A 21,108-nucleotide genomic window follows, 5' to 3' on the forward strand; every position below is an offset into this window, starting at 1 on the left:
AATAGGGTAATAATAACAAAGTCATTTTATAACTGTTGTTAATTTGATAATCATTTTGAATCTGTTTGGCTGGATAAATTCACTTGTTTATAGCTTGCTTATATAATCTAAACGCATTATTGCACATTCAAATTAAATTTAACAAAGGGAAAAGAAATGACTGAAACTCAAAACCAACCTAATAACGAAGAGTCCGTAGTGATTATCGGCACACGTCGTGATGATGTGCTGTATGGCAGCTTGGGACACAATATTTTTTACGGCGGCTTAGGAAACGATACCTTTATTGTGAACAACAGGAATGACCAAATCGTTGAAAGGTACGGCGAGGGTACGGATACGGTTTATACCCATACGACTTATACGTTGCCGAATTATGTTGAAAACCTGACGATGACCGGCCACGATAATATTTTTGGTTTCGGCAACAATTCCGACAACGTCCTCATAGGCAACAGCGGCAACAACCGTTTGAGCGCCGGACGTGGTAATGATGTACTTTACGGTGGTGCGGGTAATGACTTGCTGTTGGCAGGCGATGATGACGACAAACTTTATGGTGGCGACGGCAACGATATTTTGCGTGGAGATCATGGTAACGATTATTTGGAAGGAAACGAAGGCGACGATGTTTTAGACGGCGGAATCGGTGCAGACGTAATGCGCGGCGGTAATGGCAACGATACCTATTATGTAGACAGTCAAAACGATGTCGTTATCGAAGAAGCCGATGGCGGCATTGATATAGTCTACACAAGTATGACTTACCGTTTGCCGACTCATGTTGAAAACCTGACCTTGACCGGCAGCGGCAATTATTTCGGCTTCGGCAACCATTCCGACAACGTCTTAATCGGCAACATCGGCAACAACCGTTTGATCGGAGGCCGCGGCAATGATGTGCTTCGCGGAGAGGCAGGCTATGACTTGCTGTTGGCGGGTGATGGCGACGACAAACTTTACGGCGGTACCGGCAACGATATTTTACGCGGCGATGCCGGTAATGATTATTTAGATGGCGGCGAAGGAAATGACACGCTTGAAGGCGGTAGCGGAGACGATACTTATGTGTTCCGCCGTGGTAGCGGTCATGATGTCATTTCAGACAATCTGGGCCATAACAGCATTCATTTTGAAGGTTTGAGTACGAAGGATATCAGTCTGATTGGCCGTCCCAGTGTCAGTAATCCGGCCCTCAAAGATTGGGTATTTACGATTCGTGAAACAGGCGAAACGTTGACTCTTAGAGAGCAACACAAGACCTATTCATCTGTATCCAATTATAAATTTTCGGATAGAGAGGTAGATTTTGCAAAAACCTTTAGATACCCCGAACATGATACCAGTCAAGACAGTGTGACCATGCGTGTGCTTTATAAAGATGGTCACGCCGTCACACATGCCGCCGAACAAGTGCAGCATCTTCAGACGGCCTCTTTGCAGTATTGGGAAAATATTGCCACTCAAAAAAGAGCTAATGATATTGTCCGACCCAGTGCTAAACAGGCGCAGCATTCTATCTTTACCAAAGACAGTGATGGCGACGGTTTGGTCGATGCTATTGACCGCAATCCGCAGGAGTGGAATGTTTCCGAGCGTGATTTGCGGATGTTCTCTTCATTGGCTTATGAATCTCCGTCTGCTTTGCATACTGTATTTAAAGGCAATTATTGGTGGAATACGCAATATGCTTCTATTGCTAAGAATATTAACGACAAATATTTTAGCAATCAGGCCAATGTATCTGAATTGGTTGGGAAATGGACATTGCTTAAGGCAGGTAGTCCGGGAGGCGGTTTGGATTATGCGATTTTCGGCAATTCGAACAAGAAGGGCGGTTGGGAAAATGTCGTGGTAGCGTTTAGAGGTACGCAGGCTACCAGCATTAAAGATGTTTTGGCTGATTTGAACATTATGACCGGTAATTTGCCGGCTCAAACCAAATATCTGAATGACATTGCCCGTTATATTGATACGCTTCATGCCAAAAATGTGTATTCGACCGGACATTCGTTGGGTGGCTATCTTGCAGAATACTTTGCCGCACATACCATGCAACAGCGTAATGATTGGGCAAGTGATTTCAAACGCAGCAGTCTGTTTAATCCGGCTGTTTTGAATGTGGACAAAGCCTCGCCTGAAGCCTTAAAACAAGCACGGGATATGGCCGATAAAATGGCGGAAACACAGATTGCAGACGACTCCGATACAACACAGGCACGCCATCTGTATGAAACCAATTCGTATGTAATCAAAGGCGAATGGGTTGGAGATGGTTTTTCTGGTAAAACAGGTGCGGGTATTGGTGCGTTAATCGGTGGGCTTTTGGGGGGACCATTTGGCGCTGCTCTAGGTGCAGCTGCTGGAGCTGCTGCGTCCCAAGTTCATAAAGGATTGGGCAGATATCCGAATGCCAAGGTTTTGGATTTTAAAAGCGATGATGTATGGGGCAAACACAATATGACCAGCTTTTATGAGTTTGATACCAAACTTGAACAATACTTCTCCCAAGGTAAACGTATCGACAAGCATTACGTCAATCCTTATTTGAGGGATTCTGACCAAGACGGTTTTTCAGACGGCATTGAAAAGAAATGGGGTAGCAGCAGTAATGATGCCCAAGAAACGCCATACGCAACCGGTACCTCTGCCATTTATACCGATGACCGGCCCATGCTTGCCGTGGTTCAGACAGAGGATGCAGCCGGTAACGTCTTGTCCCTCAAAGGCGTAGAAATGGCGGCGCACCAACAGGGCGATAAGATGGCGTATGCGGCAAACGGCAAGGAAATCGACTTAGGTAAAAATGGTTTTGATTGGTCTGTCAGCATCAGTGGAGACAACAAAGGCGTAGCGGCCTTGCATGGCAGCGCGGCTGACGATGTCTTGAAAGGCAGCGATGGCAATGATTATCTGGCAGGCGGACTTGGTGGCGATACCATTGTTACCGGCGAGGGTAGAGATACGGTGGCATTTACTGCATGGGATGTCCGCGAGGGCAAACTGGATCACTTGCTGGATTTCAATCCGGTCAAAGACAAGTTGGATTTGAGCGCTATGCGTCCGCTGCTCAATGAGAAAGAAAGCCAGGTTAGCTGGGCGGATTTGTTTGTCCGAGATGTGGATACATTCAGCCCCGACCGCTCGTATCTTGTGTTCAACAGCGCCCAAAAAACCTTGGCGTATCGGGGCGCAGGAGCTGAAAGCAGCACAGAGTTTGCACGTTTCTACAATGAAGATGCTGCGCAGCTGACAGCCGCCAATATTATTGGCTGATGGTTGTTTTAAAGTTTAAGGCCGTCTGAACCTGATATTTCATGTTCAGACGGCCTTAAACTTATATAATATCCGACCCATCTGTTTAAAAAGGCAATCCCCATGAATACCATACGCACCAAAATTTGCGGCATTACCCGACCTGAAGACGCGCTGGCCGCGGCCGAATTGGGCGCGGATGCCATCGGGCTGGTGTTTTACGCCAAGAGTAAACGGGCAGTGAGTATTGAGCAGGCGCAGGCGGTTGTGAAAGACCTGTCGCCGTTTGTATCGGTGGTGGCCTTGTTTGTGAATGAAAACGAGCAAACCATCCGCGAGATTTTGCGTCAGGTACCGATAGATGTGATTCAGTTTCACGGCGATGAAGACGATGATTTTTGCCGTCGGTTTGACCGCCCGTATTTGAAGGCCGTGCGTGTGCAGTCCGCTGCCGATATTCAGACGGCCTGTGCCAAATTCCTGAATGCCCGCGCTTTGCTGTTTGATGCTTATCATCCGACCGAATACGGCGGTACGGGACAAAGTTTCGATTGGACCATGTTGCACGGCAATATCGGCAAACCGTGGATACTTGCCGGTGGATTGACGGCGGAAAACGTTGCCGAAGCGGTAAAAATCAGTGGCGCGGCGGCGGTGGATGTGTCTGGCGGCGTGGAAATCTCCGGCGGGATTAAGAGCAGGGAGAAAATGGCGGCGTTTATTCAGGCAGTAAAGGCCGTCTGAAATTTTGTTTGAATGAAAAACAACCGGAATACAGATATGCAAGAGCCAATCGTTGAATCCCACCCCTTCGCAGCCTTGTTGCCGCCGCAGGCAACGGTCATGATGATGGGGACGTTTCCGCCTAAAGAAGAAAAACACGCGATGCAGTTTCATTATCCGAATTTCCAAAACGATATGTGGCGCGTGTATGGGCTGGTGTTTTTTGGCGATGCGGCGCATTTTCAAAAGCAGGGCGAAAAGGCGTTTGATGCCGATAAAATTAAAGCGTTTTTGAGTGAGAAGGGGATTGCATCCTGTCCGACCGTGTTGAAGGCCATACGCGAACATGGCAATGCTTCGGATAAGTTTTTAAAAGTGATAGAAACCGTCGATTTGGCGGCAGTATTGGCGCAAATGCCTGAGTGCCGCCATCTTTGTACCACCGGCGGTAAGGCAACCGAAGTTTTGTTGGAGATTCAAGGCAGCGGTATGAAAATGCCGAAGACAGGCGAAACAGTGCCGTTTCACTATGTTGGACGTGAGTTGACCCTGACGCGTCTGCCTTCGACTTCGCGTGCCTATCCTTTGAGTTTGGCGAAAAAAGCGGCGGCGTATCGGGCTTTTTTTGAAATGGCTGGATTGACTGTTTTTTAGGAGTAGGGTGATGGACCGTTATGAAATTTCTTTAATGACGTTTATGGCTTTGTGGTGGCTTTTTAATGTCGTCTCAGTGTGGCTGAAGGCCAAACAATGGCATATCAAGGTATTGCTGGGCGGAACGCTTTTGTATGTGATACAAATATCTGCAGTCATTATGTCTGTTAACGGCCTTAATTGGATATTTTTGAATGTAAGCACTATAAAAAATACCAATGAGTTGATTATTGCTTTGCTTGTGCTTAACTTTTTGGGTTGTTGGTTGCTGGCACTGTGGCTGGGAATGTTGGCATTGAAACTATGCCTGAGAAGCAAAAACGAAGAAAAATATATCGCGCCACCGTTGGGTACGGCATTGGTTGCAACATCGAGCTGTACGCTGTTGTTCCTATTTTGTCTGCTGATATTATTATTCAATTAGTTGCCGACAAGATGAATGGAAAACGGCTATAATTGCTGACAATTTTACTTTCAGACGGCCTTGTACTGAATCAGGCCGTCTGAAACCATAAAACAAACAAGGAAAAATCCCATGAAAAATTATCACGCTCCCGACGAGAACGGCTTTTTCGGCGAACACGGCGGCCTGTACGTTTCCGAAACCCTGATTCCTGCTTTGCAAGAATTGGCAGAAGCCTATAAAGCAGCGAAAGAAGATCCTTCATTTTGGGAAGAGTTCCGCCATGATTTGAAACACTATGTCGGCCGTCCCAGCCCTGTTTACCATGCCGCGCGATTATCCGAGCATTTGGGCGGCGCACAAATCTGGCTGAAGCGTGAAGATTTGAACCACACCGGCGCGCACAAGGTAAACAATACCATCGGTCAGGCATTGCTTGCCCGCCGCATGGGTAAAAAACGTGTCATCGCCGAAACCGGCGCGGGTCAGCACGGCGTGGCTTCTGCCACCGTTGCCGCACGCTTTGGCATGACTTGCGACGTGTATATGGGTGCGGACGATATCCAACGTCAAATGCCGAATGTGTTCCGTATGAAGCTGCTTGGCGCGAATGTCGTTAGCGTTGACAGCGGCAGCCGTACATTGAAAGATGCGATGAATGAAGCCATGCGCGAATGGGTTGCCCGCGTGGACGACACGTTCTATATCATCGGCACTGCCGCAGGCCCAGCGCCGTATCCTGAAATGGTACGCGATTTCCAGTGCGTGATCGGCAACGAAGCCAAAGAACAAATGTTGGAAGCCATCGGCCGCCAACCTGATGTTGCCGTTGCCTGCGTGGGCGGCGGCTCGAACGCCATCGGTTTGTTCCATCCCTATATCGAAGAAGAAAACGTACGTTTGGTCGGCGTAGAAGCCGGCGGTTTGGGCGTGGATACGCCTGATCACGCCGCGCCGATTACCAGTAAAGCCCCTATCGGCGTATTGCACGGTTTCCGCAGCTATTTGATGCAGGACGAAAACGGTCAAGTCTTGGGTACGCACTCTGTTTCCGCAGGATTGGACTACCCAGGCATCGGCCCGGAACACAGCCATTTGAACGACATCAACCGCGTGGAATACACCGTTGCCAAAGATGACGAAGCACTCAAAGCCTTTGACTTGCTCTGCCGTTTCGAGGGCATTATTCCTGCGCTGGAATCCAGCCATGCCGTTGCTTGGGCGGTGAAAAACGCGCCGAAAATGAGCAAAGATCAAGTGATTTTGGTCAACCTCTCCGGACGCGGCGACAAAGACATTAATACCGTGGCGAAACTCAAAGGCATTGAGTTGTAAGTCTTATTGATTGAGCAGAATAAAGGCCGTCTGAAAAAGCTGGATTTCAGTCTTTCAGACGGCCTTTGTTTCCGTAATGATTCAGCGTAGTATTTTATCCGCGCAAACTCTATCAAGTATCGGCGGCTAAGGAAATTTATCCTTCCAAACCGATCTTGTACGCTTTCTAAACCAATTATTCAATTTATCCATCACCATGAAACATTTAGCAATCCATCTAAAACTATTGGGCATGGCGGCGTTTTGGGGCGCATCTTGGCCGATGGGGCGAATGCTGGGACAGGCGCTGCCGCCTTTAACGGGCGGTATGCTGCGCTTTTTGACGGCGGCAATCTTGCTTTTGGGCTGGCTGTTTGCACGGTATCGATTGCGTACTTTGGCGGTTTTGTCGCATAAGCAATGGCTTGGATTGGCGCTGGCGGCAGCATTCGGCGTATTTGGTTTTACCGTATTGTCTATGCTGGGTTTGCAGCGGATTCCTGCTTCAAGGGCGACGGTGTTGGTCACGTTCAATCCTGTGCTAACGATGTTTTTTGCGGCTTTGTTGTTTGGCGAGAAACTCAACGGCAAAATTGTGTCAGGTATGTTGTTGGCAGTGGCAGGCTCGATATGGGCGGTCACGCATGGCGAGATTGCGGCATTTTTTTCGGGCGGCGGCGTAGGGTGGGGCGAAGTGCTGGTGTTTTGCAGCCTTTGCTGCTTGGTTACTTATACGATGATAGGCAGGGCGGTGTTGCGGGGGATTGATGCGCTGACGGTCACCGTGGCCACCGCTTGGCTGGGTGCAATGATGTTGCTGCCGCCTGCGCTGATTTCAGACGGCCTGCCGTTTGGTATGCTTGCCGAAATGGACGGCAGGGGTTGGTTTGCTTTGATTGGCCTGTCTGTCGGCGCAACGGTCTTGAGCTATGCGTGGTATTTTGAAGGCGTAAAGACTTTGGGTGCCGGCAGCGCGGCGGCGTACATTACTTTGGTGCCAGTATTCGGCATTTTGTGTTCCGCTTGGTTTTTGGGCGAGGCATTGCATGTTTCCTTGGTTGCTGGCTGTTTGGCAGCGGTGGGCGGATTGGCGTTGATGCAGTACGGAAGACGTGCCGTCTGAAATAGGAAATATGTTATATAATAATGAAACTGATCAAATCATTGTTTTTAACATGTCCGAACATTCCTCCCTGCTCGATTTCGACCGCGCCCATCTGCTCCATCCTTATACATCTATGACCGACCCGTTGCCTGTTTATCCGGTGAGCCGTGCGGAGGGTGTGCACATCGAATTGGCGGACGGTACGCGGCTGATTGACGGGATGTCGTCTTGGTGGTGTGCGATACATGGCTACAATCATCCCATTTTGAATCAGGCGGTTGAGGCGCAGATTAAGCAAATGTCGCATGTGATGTTCGGTGGTTTGACGCATGAGCCTGCGGTGGAGCTGGGCAAATTGTTGGTCGGGATTTTGCCTCAGGGGCTGGACCGTATTTTTTATGCGGATTCAGGTTCGGTTTCGGTGGAAGTCGCGCTGAAAATGGCTGTGCAATACCAGCAGGCGCGGGATTTGACCGCGAAGCAGAATATTGCGACGGTACGGCGCGGGTATCACGGCGATACTTGGAACGCGATGTCCGTCTGCGATCCGGAAACGGGGATGCACCATATTTTCGGCAGCGCTCTGCCGCAGCGTTATTTTGTCGATAATCCGAAAAGCCGTTTCGACGATGAGTGGGATAAGGCAGATTTGCAGCCTGTCCGCGCCTTGTTTGAAGCGCATCATGCGGACATTGCCGCCTTTATTTTGGAACCGGTCGTGCAGGGCGCGGGCGGCATGTATTTTTATCATCCGCAGTATCTTCGCGGTTTGCGCGATTTGTGCGATGAATTTGATATCGTGTTGATTTTTGACGAAATCGCCACCGGATTCGGGCGAACGGGCAAGATGTTTGCCTGCGAACACGCGGAGGTCGTGCCGGATATTATGTGTATCGGCAAGGGCTTGAGCGGCGGCTATATGACGCTGGCGGCTGCAATCACTTCGCAAAAAGTTACCGAAACGATTTCGCGCGGCGAAGCGGGCGTGTTTATGCACGGCCCGACATTTATGGCAAATCCGCTGGCGTGTGCCGTTGCCTGCGCTTCGGTCAAACTGCTTTTGTCCCAAGATTGGCAGGCAAATATCCGCCGCATCGAAAGCATCTTAAAAGGCCGTCTGAAAGCTGCGTGGGACATTCGCGGCGTGAAAGACGTGCGCGTTTTGGGTGCTATTGGCGTGATAGAGTTGGAAAAAGGCGTGGATATGGCGCGTTTTCAAGCGGACTGCGTGGCGCAGGGCATTTGGGTGCGCCCATTCGGCGGGCTGGTGTACCTTATGCCGCCTTATATTATTTCAGACGACCTCTTGACCGAACTTGCCGACAAAACCGTACAAATCTTGAAGGAACACAACAAATGAAAGGCGTTTACTTCGTCAGCGGCATAGACACGGACATCGGCAAAACCGTCGCCACCGGCATGTTGGCAAAACAATTGTTGCAGCAGGGCAAAAGTGTGATCACGCAAAAGCCCGTGCAAACCGGTTGCCAAAACATCGCCGACGACATCGCCGTCCACCGCAACATCATGGGCATACCCATGCAGGAGGCCGACAAACAGCGGTTGACCATGCCCGAAATCTTCAGCTATCCCGCCTCGCCCCATCTCGCCGCCCGTCTGGACGGCAGGGCTTTGGACTTGAACAAAATCCGCGCCGCCACGCAGCAGCTGGCGGCACAATACGAAATCGTATTGGTCGAAGGCGCGGGCGGATTGATGGTTCCTCTGATGGAAAACCTGTTAACCATTGATTATATTCAGCATCAGGCTTATCCCGTCATCCTCGTTACCAGCGGGCGGCTCGGCAGCATCAACCACACCCTGCTCAGCTTCGCCGCACTCAAGCAATACGGCATCAGCCTGCACAGCCTGATTTTCAACCATATTCACGACAGCAAAGATGAAACCGTTGCCGGCGATACCTTGGAATATCTTAAAGGCCGTCTGAAAGATGAGTTTCCCGAAGCCAAATGGCAGGAGTTGGCCAAAACAGAGGTGGTAAATGGCGTTTGATATACCGCGTGGCACACTTTGTTCATATGTCGAAGCTTCAAGTCTTCTGCCGTCTAAGGCTGGACATTTGCTGACCGTTTCTTCGCTAACCGCCACTCTGCGTGCTTCCGGCAAGGAATTTTCGGTTAAGCCTGTGTATTTGGGTTTGACGAAGGGTACGGACAATAGCGATGAAATTTTTGTGCGCGATGTTTTGCTCAAACTGGACGGCGAAACAGTGATACAAGCCAGAAGCGCGTGCCGGCCGGATAGCCGTCTATGGACAGAATTATTAGATTGCGGAACGCAGCCTTTGGGCGAGCGTCTGTTTGACGGTACATTGCCGTTGAAACGTTCGGATTTTGAGTTTCTTCGTTTTGAAGATGCCGACCATCCGTCTTTCAGACGGCCTGTTACCGCGCGCCGTTCGTATTTCGATTGGAACGGCGAAATATTGGAATTAACAGAATATTTCTTATTGGAATTAATGGATTTATACCGATAAGGCCGTCTGAAAAGAAAACCGATTGCTGATGTTTGTCATAATTCTGTTATAATACAACAAATTAAATCATTAAGATTCGTTTGATTTCAGACGGCAATAAATTATAATAAGAGCTAAGGCTCTAAAATGCCTTTCCTTCAGCATCAATACATATACAACGACACATTACACCAATGAACATACGGCGCTTTTTCCTACAATTTTTACCGCGTTACGCTGTCGGACGGATGGTGATATACGCCAAACTGATGCGCATCGACAAACCCATCGGCACCCTGCTTTTGCTGTGGCCGACTTATTGGGCATTGTGGATTGCGTCTAAAGGCGTTCCCGATGCGGATATTTTTATTGCCTTTACTGCAGGCACGTTTTTAATGCGCAGCGCAGGCTGCGTCGTGAACGACTTTGCCGATCGCAATTTTGACGGCGCAGTAGAGCGCACCAAAAACCGCCCGTTTGCCAAAGGTTTGGTTTCCAAAACCGAAGCGTTGCTTTTGACCGTCATGCTGTGTCTGATGGCGGCCTTGTGTCTGGTGCCGCTCAACCGATTTACTTGGCTGATGAGCCTTCCGGCTTTGTTTCTGGCCGTCACATATCCCTTTACCAAACGCTTTTTCCCGTTGCCGCAGTTTTATTTGGGACTGGCATTTTCGTTCGGTATTCCCATGGCCTTTGCCGCCGTGCAAGGCCGAGTGCCTCCCGAAGCGTGGCTGATGTTTACCGCCAATGCCTTATGGACGCTGGCTTACGACACGATTTATGCCATGGCGGACAAAGAAGACGATTTGAAAATCGGCATTAAAACTTCGGCAATCACATTTGGCCATCACGACATTAGCGCAACCATGCTTTGCCATTTTTGGTTTACCGTATTGATGGTAGTGTTGGGTATCAAAATCGGCGCAACTTGGCCGTATTGGCTGGTATTGCCGATAACCGCGTATTGGCAGTGCCAACAATATGCCGCCATCCGTACGCGCAACCGCCAGTTGTGCTTCCAAACGTTTTTGGCCAACAACCGCATCGGCTTGGCGTGGTTTTGCGGATTGGTCTGCCATTATTTCTGGTTGTTTTTGGTGTCCAAATTGTTTTAAAAAACGAGGCTGGGGCCGTCTGAAAAGAAAGGGAAAAGGAGTATGCCGGACATACTCCTTTTTATTTAAACCGTGATTTAGCCAATGATGGAATTTTTACTTTAAATCAATCATAATCAAATGGTTGGATTATTTTCGGCTCGTTAAAAAATATCAAAAACAACATGGAAAATGTTAGCGGGACGAGTGTAAATTACGCCTTCAGGATTGAGATTTGCACCGACAATCGGTACAATCCCATTGTTTTGCGACATTTAAAAGAGATACATATGAGCCTGATCGGCGAAATTTTACCTTTGTCCCATATCGTTTTGGATTTGGAAGTCAGCAGCAAAAAGCGTCTGTTTGAAGAGGCCGCACAGCTGCTGGAGAATGAAGCAGAATTACCGAATGCCAACGTGTTCGACTGCCTGTTTGCCCGTGAAAAACTCGGTTCGACTGGTTTGGGGCAGGGGGTGGCGATTCCTCACGGCCGTCACGCATGCGTGAAAAAAGCCACCGGTGCGTTTATCCGCACCAAAGAGCCGGTCGCCTTTGATGCGCCCGACGGCAAACCCGTTTCCCTGATTTTTATCCTGCTTGTGCCTGAAAACGCTACCGGCGAACATTTGGAAGTCTTGTCCAAACTGGCCGGCAGATTCTCTCAAAAAGCCGTCCGTGAAGCATTGATGGCCGCGACTTCTGCCGAAGAAGTACGCACACTCCTGACCGAAGAGTAATTCATGCCCAGCATATCCGTCCGCCGCCTGTTTTCCGACAATCAGCACAAACTCGAACTTGCTTGGGCTGCCGGCAATTCCGGCGCGGACAACCGTATCGGTGTCGAAGCCGATAAACCCGTCTTGGCCTTGGTCGGCCACTTAAACTTTATCCATCCCAACCAAATTCAAGTTGTCGGCGTAGCCGAAGCCGAATATTTACGCCGTCTGGAATCGGGCGAACTCAACTATGATTTCGGCGAGCTTTTCGACATTCCCATGTCTTTGGTCATCGTCGCCAACGGTTTGCCGGTTTCGCCCAAATTGCGCGATTATTGCCATACCAACAGTATCCCCCTGCTGACATCCAAACAGGAAAGCCCGCACTTGATGGACGTTTTGCGGATTTATCTGCAACGCACATTGGCGACTTCCACCATCAAGCACGGCGTATTTTTGGATGTATTTGAAGTGGGCGTACTCATTACCGGACAATCCGGCTTAGGTAAGAGCGAATTGGCATTGGAGCTGATTTCGCGCGGCCACAGCCTGATTGCCGATGATGCGGTCGAACTCTTCCGCACCGGTCCGGAAATGCTGGAAGGCCGTTGCCCGCCTATGCTGCGTGATTTCCTCGAAGTGCGCGGTTTGGGCATACTCAATATCCGCCATATTTTTGGCGAAACCTCCATCCGTCCGAAAAAAATCCTCCAGCTGATTATCAATTTGGTTCCGGCCGACGACGGATACATGAAACAACTCGATCGATTGAGCATCCGTACCGAAACAGAATCTATCCTCAACGTCAGTGTCCGTTCCGTTACCCTGCCTGTTGCAATCGGTCGAAACTTAGCAGTATTGGTTGAAGCTGCGGTGCGCAATTACATCCTTCAATTGCGCGGCAAAGACAGCACCAAAGAATTCCTCGAACGCCATCAAACACAACTCAAAGAAAACGAACAAAACCATGAAAATCGTCCTGATTAGCGGCTTATCCGGCTCAGGAAAATCCGTAGCCCTCAAACAACTTGAAGATTCAGGCTTTTATTGCGTTGATAATCTGCCTTTGGAAATGTTGCCTTCACTGGTGTTGTACCATATTGAACGCGGCGAAGAAACCCAGCTTGGTGTCAGCGTTGACATCCGTTCCGGTATCAATATTCAGGAAGCGCAAGAGCAAATCCAATATTTGCGTCATGAAGGGCATCAAGTCGAAGTCCTCTTTATTGAAGCGGAAGAGGGCGTGTTGGTACGCCGCTTCTCGGAAACCCGCCGCGGCCATCCTTTGTCAGACCATAATCTGACCTTGTTGGAAAGCCTGCAAAAAGAACGCGAATGGCTCTTTCCGCTCAAAGACATTGCATATTGCATCGATACGTCCAAAATGAACGCGCAGCAGCTGCGTTATGCCGTTCAACAATGGCTCAACATTGAACGCATCGGTTTGCTGGTTATTCTTGAATCCTTTGGTTTCAAATACGGCGTTCCCAATAATGCCGACTTTATGTTTGACATGCGCAGCCTGCCCAATCCGTATTACGATCCCGAATTGCGCCCCTTTACCGGCATGGACAAACCCATTCAAGATTATTTGGACCAGCAGCCTTTGGTTCAAGAAATGGTTGATGATATTGAGCATTTCTTAAACCGCTGGCTGCCGCGCCTGCAGCAAGAGAGCCGCAGTTATGTCACAATCGCCATCGGTTGTACCGGCGGTCAGCACCGCTCCGTTTATGTTGTAGAAAAACTGGCCGAACGCCTCAAAGGCCGTTATGAACTCCTTGTCCGCCACCGTCAGGCACAAAGCTTGGCAGGACGCTAATTTGCCGTTTCAGACGGCCTCAAAGGAAGAAACCATGAAAAAAATCAGTCTGACCGCATTATCCCTGCTTATCTTGACCGCCTGCGCGACAGAGCCTGTTACTGCTTACCGTTGGCACCGTACCGGCGCGAGTGAAGCTGAAGTTTCCCGCCAAATCAATACCTGCAAATCGCAAGTTCAAAATGGAAATACATCCAAAACGTTTGAGCAATGTATGGATGAAGCAGGCTATTACAGCTACGAGCATGGCAATCTCTAAATCCTGATTGACCGATTATCCCAATACCGAGGCCGTCTGAAAAAAATGATTGTTCAGACGGCCTCAGATACGAATAGAAAGAATAAAAAGACATGGCTATCCAATGGTTTCCCGGCCACATGAACAAGGCAAAAAAAGCCATTGCCGAACGCATTAAAAGCGTTGATATGGTGATTGAGATGTTGGACGCGCGTATGCCTGCTTCCAGCGAAAACCCTTTGCTTGCCCAGTTGTCCAAAGGCAAGCCCAAACTCAAAATCTTAAACAAGCAAGACCTTGCCGATCCCGAGCGTACCAAAGTTTGGCTCGAACACTACAACAGCCGCCAAGATACCCGCGCCATTGCGCTGGATTCTTCCGAAACCGGCACACATGGCAAAATCACCCAAGCCTGCCGCGCCATGATTCCGCATCGCCAAGGTATCGAGAAGCCGTTGCGTGTCCTGATTTGCGGTATTCCCAACGTCGGCAAATCCACCTTGATTAACGGCATGATCGGCAAAAAATCTGCCAAAACCGGTAACGAACCTGGTATTACCAAAGCCGAACAACGCCTTTTCCTTGCCGACGATTTCTGGCTTTACGATACCCCCGGTATGTTGTGGCCAAAAATTATCGTTGAAGAAGGCGGCTATAACCTTGCAGCCGGCGGTGCAGTCGGACGCAACGCGCTGGATGAAGAAGAAGTGGCGCTTGAGCTTTTGGATTACCTTCGCCGCCATTATCTGGCCCTGTTGCAAGAGCGCTATCAAGCCGACAAAGATCCAAGCAGTCATTGGGACGATACTTCTTGGTTGGAGTGGATTGCCAAAAAACGCGGTGCGGTTTTGAGCGGCGGACGGATCAACTATCAAAAGGCCGCTGAAAATATCCTGACCGATTTCCGCGAAGGCAAAATCGGCAGAATCACGCTGGAAACGCCAAACCAATGGGAGGCTTGGCTGAAAAAAGCCAGACAGAAAGAGGCCGAACTTAAAGCCATACGCGAAGCCAGAAAGGCGGAACGAAAAGGGCCGCAGCCTTCAGCCGATTAATACAAAAGGCCGTCTGAAATCTATTTTCAGACGGCCTTTTGTTGGGATAGACAATTTAGAGGGCGGTACGGCTGAAGCTGTCCAGAGCTTTATCGGTTTGGATTTGGTTGAACTGCATGGTGGTTTTGTCGCCTTGTTTTTCGTCCAATTCGATTTTACGCACCAGCGTATCGCCGTTGATTTCGATACGGTTGAAGATTTGGCGGGTAATGGCGGTTTTCGGAGTCAGGGTCAACGTCCATTTTTTCTCGTTGCCGTTTAATTTCAAATCAAATTGTTTTTCTAAGCCTTGGGTATTGCCGCCCAAAAGGTCGAGGAAGAGTTTGATTTGGCGGCTTTGGCCGTTGAGCTTGCTGGCGTTTGGGTTGACCCATTGGCTGCCGTTCCATTGCATGATGCCGTCTGAACGAACGCGCAGGGTGGTTTCAAATGGTTTTTGCATTTTCCAGAGCAGGCCTTTTTGTGGGACAAGGGTAAAGCTGCCGCTGGTGGTCATGGGTTTGCTGAGGGATTTGAGCTGGCGTTGTTGGACAAAATTGCCTTGCACGTTTTGCGGTTTTTGCAGGGTTTGTGCCAATTCAGCAGGGGAAAATGCCCACAAAGCCGGAGCGCTGATGAGGAGAGTAAGAGAAAGAATGGTTTTTTTCATTGTGTTTCCATAAGGTCTGAGGCCGTCTGAAAGTTCAGACGGCCTTTTATTGCTTTAATTATAAGGCTGACAAGGCCTGATTAAAGGTTGCGCTCGGACGCATCGCTTGCGCGGCTTTTTCAGGATTGGCTGCGTAGTAGCCGCCGATGTCGACCGCTTTGCCTTGTACGGCAGAGAGCTCTTCAACGATTTTGGCTTCGTCGGCAGTCAAAGCGGCTGCCAATGGAGCAAATGCGGCTTTCAGTTCGGCATCTTTGTCTTGCGCTGCCAATTCTTGCGCCCAGTAGAGGGTGAGGTAGAAATGGCTGCCGCGGTTGTCGAGTTCGCCAGCTTTGCGTTTGGGCGATTTGTCGTTCAACAGCAGTTTTTCGGTGGCGGCATCCAAAGTGTCGGCGAGGACTTGGGCTTTGGCGTTGCCGGTTTTTTGCGCCAGATGTTCAAACGATACGGCGAGCGCGAGGAATTCGCCCAAAGAGTCCCAACGCAAGTGGTTTTCTTCGAGGAATTGTTGGACGTGTTTCGGTGCGGAGCCGCCTGCGCCGGTTTCAAACATACCGCCGCCGTTCATCAATGGAACGATGGACAGCATTTTCGCACTGGTACCCAGTTCCAAAATCGGGAACAAGTCGGTCAGGTAGTCGCGCAGGACGTTACCGGTTACGGAGATGGTGTCTTCGCCGTTTTTCAGACGGCCCAAGCTGAATTTAGCGGCTTCTTCAGGCGCGAGGACGCGGATGTCGAGGCCGTCGGTATCCAGCTCGGCAAGGTAGGCTTTGACTTTGGCGAGCAGGCTCTTGTCGTGCGGACGGTTTTCGTCGAGCCAGAACACGGCGGGTGTGTTGCTCAGGCGGGCGCGGTTGACGGCGAGTTGTACCCAGTCTTTGACGGGGGCGTCTTTGGTTTGGCACATGCGCCAGATGTCGCCAGCTTCAACGTCGTGCTGCATCAGGACTTTGCCCGCCGCATTGATGACTTGAACTTGACCGTCGGCTTCGATTTCGAAGGTTTTATTGTGCGAGCCGTATTCTTCAGCTGCTTGCGCCATCAGACCGACGTTGGGCACGGTACCCATGGTTGTCGGATCGAACGCGCCGTGTTCGCGGCAGAAGTCGATGGTTGCTTGATAAACGCCTGCGTAGCTGCTGTCGGGAATCACGGCTTTGGTGTCTTGCGCTTTGCCGTCTTTGTCCCACATGCGGCCGGAGTTACGGATCATCGCGGGCATGGAAGCATCGACGATGACGTCGCTGGGAACGTGCAGGTTGGTGATGCCTTTGTCGGAATCGACCATCGCCAAATCGGGGTTGGCGGCGTAAACGGCAGCGATTTCGGCTTCGACGGCAGCGCGGGTGTCCGCATCCAGTTTGTCCAGATTGGCAAGCAGGTTGCCGAAGCCGTTGTTGACGTTGACGCCAGCGGCAGCCAGTTTGTCGCCGAATTTTTCAAAGACAGGCGCGAAGAACACTTTGACGGCGTGTCCGAAGATAATCGGGTCGGACACTTTCATCATGGTGGCTTTCATGTGCAGCGAGAACAAAACGCCTTTTGCTTTCGCGTCTTTCACTTGTTCGGCAAGGAAGGCGAGCAGGGCTTTTTTGCTCATTACGGTCGCGTCGATGATTTCGCCGGCTTTTAGGGCAACAGGCTCGCGCAGCTCTTTTTTGTTGCCTTGTTTGTCGGTAAACACGATGGATACGGAAGTCGCATCGGGTACGGTAACGGATTGTTCGTTATGGAAAAAGTCGCCGCTTTGCATGGTGGCAACGTGGGTTTTGGAGTCTTTCGTCCATGCGCCCATGCTGTGCGGATGTTTTTTCGCAAAGTTTTTCACTGCTTTAGGCGCGCGGCGGTCGGAGTTACCTTCGCGCAGGACAGGGTTGACCGCGCTGCCTTTGATGCGGTCGTAGCGTTCGCGTACGGCTTTTTCTTCATCGGTTTGCGGGTCGGCGGGATAGTCGGGAACGGCAAAGCCTTTAGACTGCAATTCTTTAATCGCGGCAGTCAGTTGCGGTACGGATGCGCTGATGTTCGGCAGTTTGATCACGTTTGCATCGGGCTGTTTCACCAGTTCGCCCAACTCGGCAAGCGCATCGGGTACGCGCTGCGCTTCGGTCAGGTATTCGGGAAACGCCGCCAAAATACGGCCGGAGAGAGAAATGTCGCTGGTTTTGACATCAATATCGGCGTGGCGGGTAAACGCCTGCACAATCGGCAGCAGGGATTGGGTGGCCAATGCAGGAGCTTCGTCGGTGTAGGTATAGATAATGGTGGATTTAGTCATGGGTTCATTCTCTATGTAGGTTAAGTTTTTCTTTTCAGGCACATCGCGAGAAGAAATGTGCTAAGCCTATTATGGCATATTTCGGCGGATTTGGTTGTTGTTTTGATGTTATTGTTTTTTAAGTTGCGGAAAAGAAAAAGGCCGTCTGAAAAGACAGCCTAAATATAAGGACTTATCCGATAATCAAAACGGCATTGCTGCCGCCGAAGGCAAAAGACGAGCTGGCGGCAATGCGTTTTTCAGACGGCCAGCGGCTGTCGCCGTCGGTCAAAGCGATGTTGGGCAGCTCGGAATCGGGTACATTGTCCCATTGTTGGGGTGGCAGTTTGCCTTCCGGATTGTATTGGCGGTTGACCATCAACCAGGCAAACGCTGCTTCGATCGCACCGGCTGCACCCAAAGTATGACCGGTGGACGGCTTGGTTGAGGTGCAAAGGGTGTGGCTGCCAAATACTTCGGCAACGGCCCGGCTTTCCATGCTGTCGTTGTGTTGCGTGCCGGTGCCGTGCAGATTGATCCAGCCGATGTCTTCCGCTTTCAAACCGGCTTTATCCAAAGCGGCCTGAAAAGATTGGGCTGCACCCAAACCGTCGGGGCGGGGCGAAGACATATGGTAGGCATCGCTGCTTGCGCCGTAGCCGAGCAACTGCATTTCGCCGTCAAAATCGGCATCGCGCGTCATCACGAAAAATGCGGCCGCTTCGCCGATATTGATGCCGTTGCGGTTGGCGGAAAAAGGCTTGGCAATGCCGTCTGAAAGCACTTCCAAAGAGGCAAAACCATTGATCGTCAGCGGAGAAAGCGTATCCGCGCCGCCGCAAATTACGGCATCACACAATCCGGCACGAAGCAATCGGGCTGCGCTGATGAGGGCGCGTGCGCCGGAAGTGCAGGCGGTGGAAACGGTATAGCGCAAGCCGTCCAAACCGTAAACTTGGGTGATAAATTCGGAGGGCGAAGCCATGGTGTGTTGCAGCTGCTTGAACGGAACATCCGTCCATTTACCACCTTGGACAACGTGTTGGAACAAGGGGATATTTTCGTCTGCGCCACTGGTGGACGTACCGGTAACGACAGCAACTCTTTCTTTGCCGTAACGGGTAATGGCCGTCTGAATCAGTCCGTCTATTTGCGAAAGCGCGTGCAGGATAAGTTGGTTATTGCGGCTGCGATGCGCTTCGGGAATGTTATCGGGCAGAGGCATCAGGGTTTCTTTGACTGCACCGAAAGCAAGCGTTTTGCCTTTTACCCATTGGTCTGAAAAAGTCAGGGGCGTGTTTTCAGACGGCGTGAGTAAGGCATCGGCATGAACTTGCAAGCCGCTACCCAATGCGCTGGTCAGTGCCGGACGGCTGAGATAAACAGGAGTATTCATGGATTAGTCTTCTGCAATCGGGCTGACCGTCCAGAAAGTTTGGTCGGGGAAGCCGATGAGGAATTGTTCGGAATGGTGGGCGACACACCACAAATCACGCTCGCGGTAGCTGAATACCGCGCCTTTGCCGTCAGGGCAGAAGCCTTGATGGGTGGTGTTTTGTTGGCGGGCTTCAGGGTAAAGCGTGGCGGCGTGTTCGGCGGCCAAAAGCGGCAACAGGGCGGCAAACAATCGGCGCGAACTGGCATTGGGCATCACAAAGCCGTCGTTTTTCCAGCCTTTGGTGCTGACCGATTGACGCGATACCGGCGCACCCAGTGCATCGGTTTGGACAAAGCGGATGCCGTCTGAATGAGGTTCGACTGCCAAGAGATTGGTTTGAACGGTTTGCCCCGCCGCATTGGTCTGCTCGAGTTTGAACCATTGGCCTTCTTTGGAAAGCGGCGGCAGCGTTTGCGGATGAGGGAGCGAAGTCGCGCATGCGGAAAGCAGCAGTGCGGCAAGCAAAGGGATAAATCGCATAAGGTTTTATCTATCGGTCAAAATATTTAATGGTATGGATGAAGTTTCAGACGGCCTGTTCCGTTTTCAGTCTAGGCCGTCTGAAAGGCATTCGTCCTTATTCTACCTTCAAATCACCCACCAATGCGGCAAGTGTGGACAAGCGTTGTTCGGATTTTTCCACGAATGGATTGTTCGTATCCCAAGCGTAGCCTGCCAAAATAGACGAAATCATGCGGCTGATTTCAGGACTGCGGTTGGGCGCGTAGATGGCGTTTTGGAAGCGGAAATCGTACCAACCGTTTACATAAGTGCGGAACGCGTTCACACCGATCATTAGTTGGTCGGCAAATTCGGTTTGCCAATCGACGGCTTCGCCTTTGAGTTGTTTGGCCAACAAGTCGGCAGCCAGTTTGGCAGAGTGCAGGGCAATGGTTACGCCGGAGGAGAAGACGGGGTCGAGGAATTCGGCGGCGTTGCCCAAAAGGGCGAAATGTTTGCCGTATAAGGTTTTCACGTTGGCGGAATAGCCTTGGATAGAGCGGAACGGAAAGTCGTTTTCCCAAATGGCTTTATCCAAAATTTCTGCCAGCATCGGGCATTCGTACACAAATTTTTTCAATACGGCTTCTGATTCGCCGGCCAGTTTGTCGGGCGTGCCGACAACGCCGATGGAGCAGCGGTTGTCGCCGAAAGGAATCAGCCAAATCCAGACATCGCGATGTTCCGGATGTGTGTTGATCAGGATTTTATTGCGATCGAATTTCGGGCTGGTGATGTTGTCGTCGATATGCGTGAAGTGGGCTTGGCGAGGAGGCAGCTCGGACGGGCTTTCCAAGTCCAAAAGGCGGGGCAGGACGCGGCCGTAACCGCTGGCATCCAAAACGAATTTGGCGGTCAATTCATAGTTTTCGCCTGTATCGGTTGCAACGCTCAAGCGTGCCACATCGCCGCTGTTGTCAAACGCGGTTACGCCATGTCCGAAGCGGACATCGACGCCTTGTTTTGCCGCTTCATCAATCAGGATTTTGTCGAAGATGCCGCGGCGCACTTGATAAATGGTGCCGGGGCCGTCTGAAAATTTTTCAGTAAAGTTGAAATCTGTGTAACGGCTGCCCCATGAAAACGCAGCGCCGTCTTTAAATTGAAAGCTGGGCTCGGCATGCACTGCATCGGCAAAACCGGCTTCTTCCAACATTTCCATGCAATGCGGCAACAGGCTTTCGCCGATGACAAAGCGCGGGAAATGTTGTTTTTCCAATACGCAAACTTTAAAGCCTTGTTTGTTCAGCAAAGCGGAAGCAACCGAACCTGAAGGGCCTGCGCCGATAACGGCAACGTCAAATTCTACGGACATTTTAAAATACCTTTGATTTTAATGATAAATAATGTTTAAACCAGCGTCTGAAGTTTTTCAGACGGCCTCCTACAACGTGACGATAGA

General features: G+C 50.5%; 20 protein-coding genes. 15 read left to right on the forward strand and 5 right to left on the reverse strand.

Annotated elements, in window-relative coordinates:
• Positions 1 to 156 precede the first annotated feature (156 nt).
• The 15 genes from DBY97_RS11460 (at position 157) to ylqF (ending at position 14,858) form a co-directional block, all read left to right on the forward strand.
• Positions 157 to 3,276 (forward strand): Mbeg1-like protein, encoded by a 3,120-nt coding sequence (locus DBY97_RS11460; protein WP_234394517.1) that lies wholly within the window; start codon positions 157 to 159, stop codon positions 3,274 to 3,276.
• A gap of 102 nt (positions 3,277 to 3,378) precedes the next feature.
• Complete coding sequence (locus DBY97_RS03915) at positions 3,379 to 3,999, forward strand: phosphoribosylanthranilate isomerase (protein ID WP_107857508.1); 621 nt, start codon at positions 3,379 to 3,381, stop codon at positions 3,997 to 3,999.
• A 36-nt stretch (positions 4,000 to 4,035) separates the two neighbouring features.
• Positions 4,036 to 4,632, forward strand: a complete 597-nt coding sequence (locus DBY97_RS03920) for a uracil-DNA glycosylase family protein (protein WP_049322927.1) — start codon at positions 4,036 to 4,038, stop codon at positions 4,630 to 4,632.
• A 10-nt stretch (positions 4,633 to 4,642) separates the two neighbouring features.
• The gene (locus tag DBY97_RS03925; protein ID WP_107857509.1) at positions 4,643 to 5,056 is read left to right on the forward strand and encodes a hypothetical protein; all 414 of its coding nucleotides are present in this window, start codon (positions 4,643 to 4,645) and stop codon (positions 5,054 to 5,056) included.
• A gap of 111 nt (positions 5,057 to 5,167) precedes the next feature.
• Complete coding sequence (gene trpB, locus DBY97_RS03930) at positions 5,168 to 6,370, forward strand: tryptophan synthase subunit beta (protein ID WP_107857510.1); 1,203 nt, start codon at positions 5,168 to 5,170, stop codon at positions 6,368 to 6,370.
• 196 nt (positions 6,371 to 6,566) lie between these two features.
• Positions 6,567 to 7,472: a DMT family transporter gene (locus DBY97_RS03935; protein ID WP_107857511.1), complete on the forward strand. Its 906-nt coding sequence runs from the start codon at positions 6,567 to 6,569 to the stop codon at positions 7,470 to 7,472.
• 52 nt (positions 7,473 to 7,524) lie between these two features.
• Positions 7,525 to 8,814 carry an adenosylmethionine--8-amino-7-oxononanoate transaminase gene (gene bioA, locus DBY97_RS03940; protein ID WP_107857696.1) on the forward strand — a complete coding sequence of 430 codons (1,290 nt, stop codon included), beginning with the start codon at positions 7,525 to 7,527 and terminating at the stop codon, positions 8,812 to 8,814.
• Positions 8,811 to 9,467, forward strand: coding sequence for a dethiobiotin synthase (gene bioD / locus DBY97_RS03945; protein ID WP_107857512.1), 657 nt, complete (start codon positions 8,811 to 8,813; stop codon positions 9,465 to 9,467). The genes bioA and bioD overlap by 4 nt, the downstream gene beginning before the upstream one ends.
• Positions 9,457 to 9,951, forward strand: a complete 495-nt coding sequence (locus DBY97_RS03950; protein WP_107857513.1) for a chorismate--pyruvate lyase family protein — start codon at positions 9,457 to 9,459, stop codon at positions 9,949 to 9,951. The genes bioD and DBY97_RS03950 overlap by 11 nt, the downstream gene beginning before the upstream one ends.
• A gap of 173 nt (positions 9,952 to 10,124) precedes the next feature.
• Positions 10,125 to 11,045 (forward strand): 4-hydroxybenzoate octaprenyltransferase, encoded by a 921-nt coding sequence (gene ubiA / locus DBY97_RS03955; protein ID WP_107857514.1) that lies wholly within the window; start codon positions 10,125 to 10,127, stop codon positions 11,043 to 11,045.
• Positions 11,046 to 11,314: 269 nt separating this feature from the next.
• On the forward strand, positions 11,315 to 11,764 hold the full coding sequence (ptsN, locus tag DBY97_RS03960) for a PTS IIA-like nitrogen regulatory protein PtsN (protein ID WP_003747374.1): 450 nt from the start codon (positions 11,315 to 11,317) through the stop codon (positions 11,762 to 11,764).
• Between the two features lie 3 nt (positions 11,765 to 11,767).
• The gene (gene hprK / locus DBY97_RS03965; RefSeq protein WP_003747372.1) at positions 11,768 to 12,730 is read left to right on the forward strand and encodes an HPr(Ser) kinase/phosphatase; all 963 of its coding nucleotides are present in this window, start codon (positions 11,768 to 11,770) and stop codon (positions 12,728 to 12,730) included.
• Positions 12,711 to 13,565, forward strand: coding sequence for an RNase adapter RapZ (gene rapZ / locus DBY97_RS03970; RefSeq protein WP_107857515.1), 855 nt, complete (start codon positions 12,711 to 12,713; stop codon positions 13,563 to 13,565). Before hprK ends, rapZ begins: the two co-directional genes overlap by 20 nt.
• A 34-nt stretch (positions 13,566 to 13,599) precedes the next feature.
• Positions 13,600 to 13,824 carry a protocatechuate 3,4-dioxygenase gene (locus DBY97_RS03975; protein ID WP_039862229.1) on the forward strand — a complete coding sequence of 75 codons (225 nt, stop codon included), beginning with the start codon at positions 13,600 to 13,602 and terminating at the stop codon, positions 13,822 to 13,824.
• 92 nt (positions 13,825 to 13,916) lie between these two features.
• Positions 13,917 to 14,858: a ribosome biogenesis GTPase YlqF gene (ylqF, locus tag DBY97_RS03980; protein ID WP_107857516.1), complete on the forward strand. Its 942-nt coding sequence runs from the start codon at positions 13,917 to 13,919 to the stop codon at positions 14,856 to 14,858.
• A 55-nt stretch (positions 14,859 to 14,913) separates the two neighbouring features.
• Here ylqF and DBY97_RS03985 read toward each other — a convergent pair whose 3' ends face one another.
• The 5 genes from DBY97_RS03985 to DBY97_RS04005 form a co-directional block, all read right to left on the reverse strand.
• Positions 14,914 to 15,507, reverse strand: coding sequence for a LolA family protein (locus DBY97_RS03985; protein WP_003747363.1), 594 nt, complete (start codon positions 15,505 to 15,507; stop codon positions 14,914 to 14,916).
• Between the two features lie 58 nt (positions 15,508 to 15,565).
• Positions 15,566 to 17,788, reverse strand: coding sequence for an NADP-dependent isocitrate dehydrogenase (locus DBY97_RS03990; protein ID WP_107857517.1), 2,223 nt, complete (start codon positions 17,786 to 17,788; stop codon positions 15,566 to 15,568).
• 172 nt (positions 17,789 to 17,960) lie between these two features.
• Positions 17,961 to 19,163 carry a beta-ketoacyl-ACP synthase gene (locus DBY97_RS03995; RefSeq protein WP_107857518.1) on the reverse strand — a complete coding sequence of 401 codons (1,203 nt, stop codon included), beginning with the start codon at positions 19,161 to 19,163 and terminating at the stop codon, positions 17,961 to 17,963.
• Positions 19,164 to 19,166: 3 nt separating this feature from the next.
• On the reverse strand, positions 19,167 to 19,685 hold the full coding sequence (locus tag DBY97_RS04000; protein WP_107857519.1) for a hypothetical protein: 519 nt from the start codon (positions 19,683 to 19,685) through the stop codon (positions 19,167 to 19,169).
• A 97-nt stretch (positions 19,686 to 19,782) separates the two neighbouring features.
• Positions 19,783 to 21,021 (reverse strand): NAD(P)/FAD-dependent oxidoreductase, encoded by a 1,239-nt coding sequence (locus tag DBY97_RS04005; protein WP_107857520.1) that lies wholly within the window; start codon positions 21,019 to 21,021, stop codon positions 19,783 to 19,785.
• Positions 21,022 to 21,108: the final 87 nt, after the last annotated feature.

The sequence above is a fragment of the Neisseria subflava genome, assembly GCF_003044645.1.
Taxonomy (GTDB): Bacteria; Pseudomonadota; Gammaproteobacteria; order Burkholderiales; family Neisseriaceae; genus Neisseria; species Neisseria subflava_B.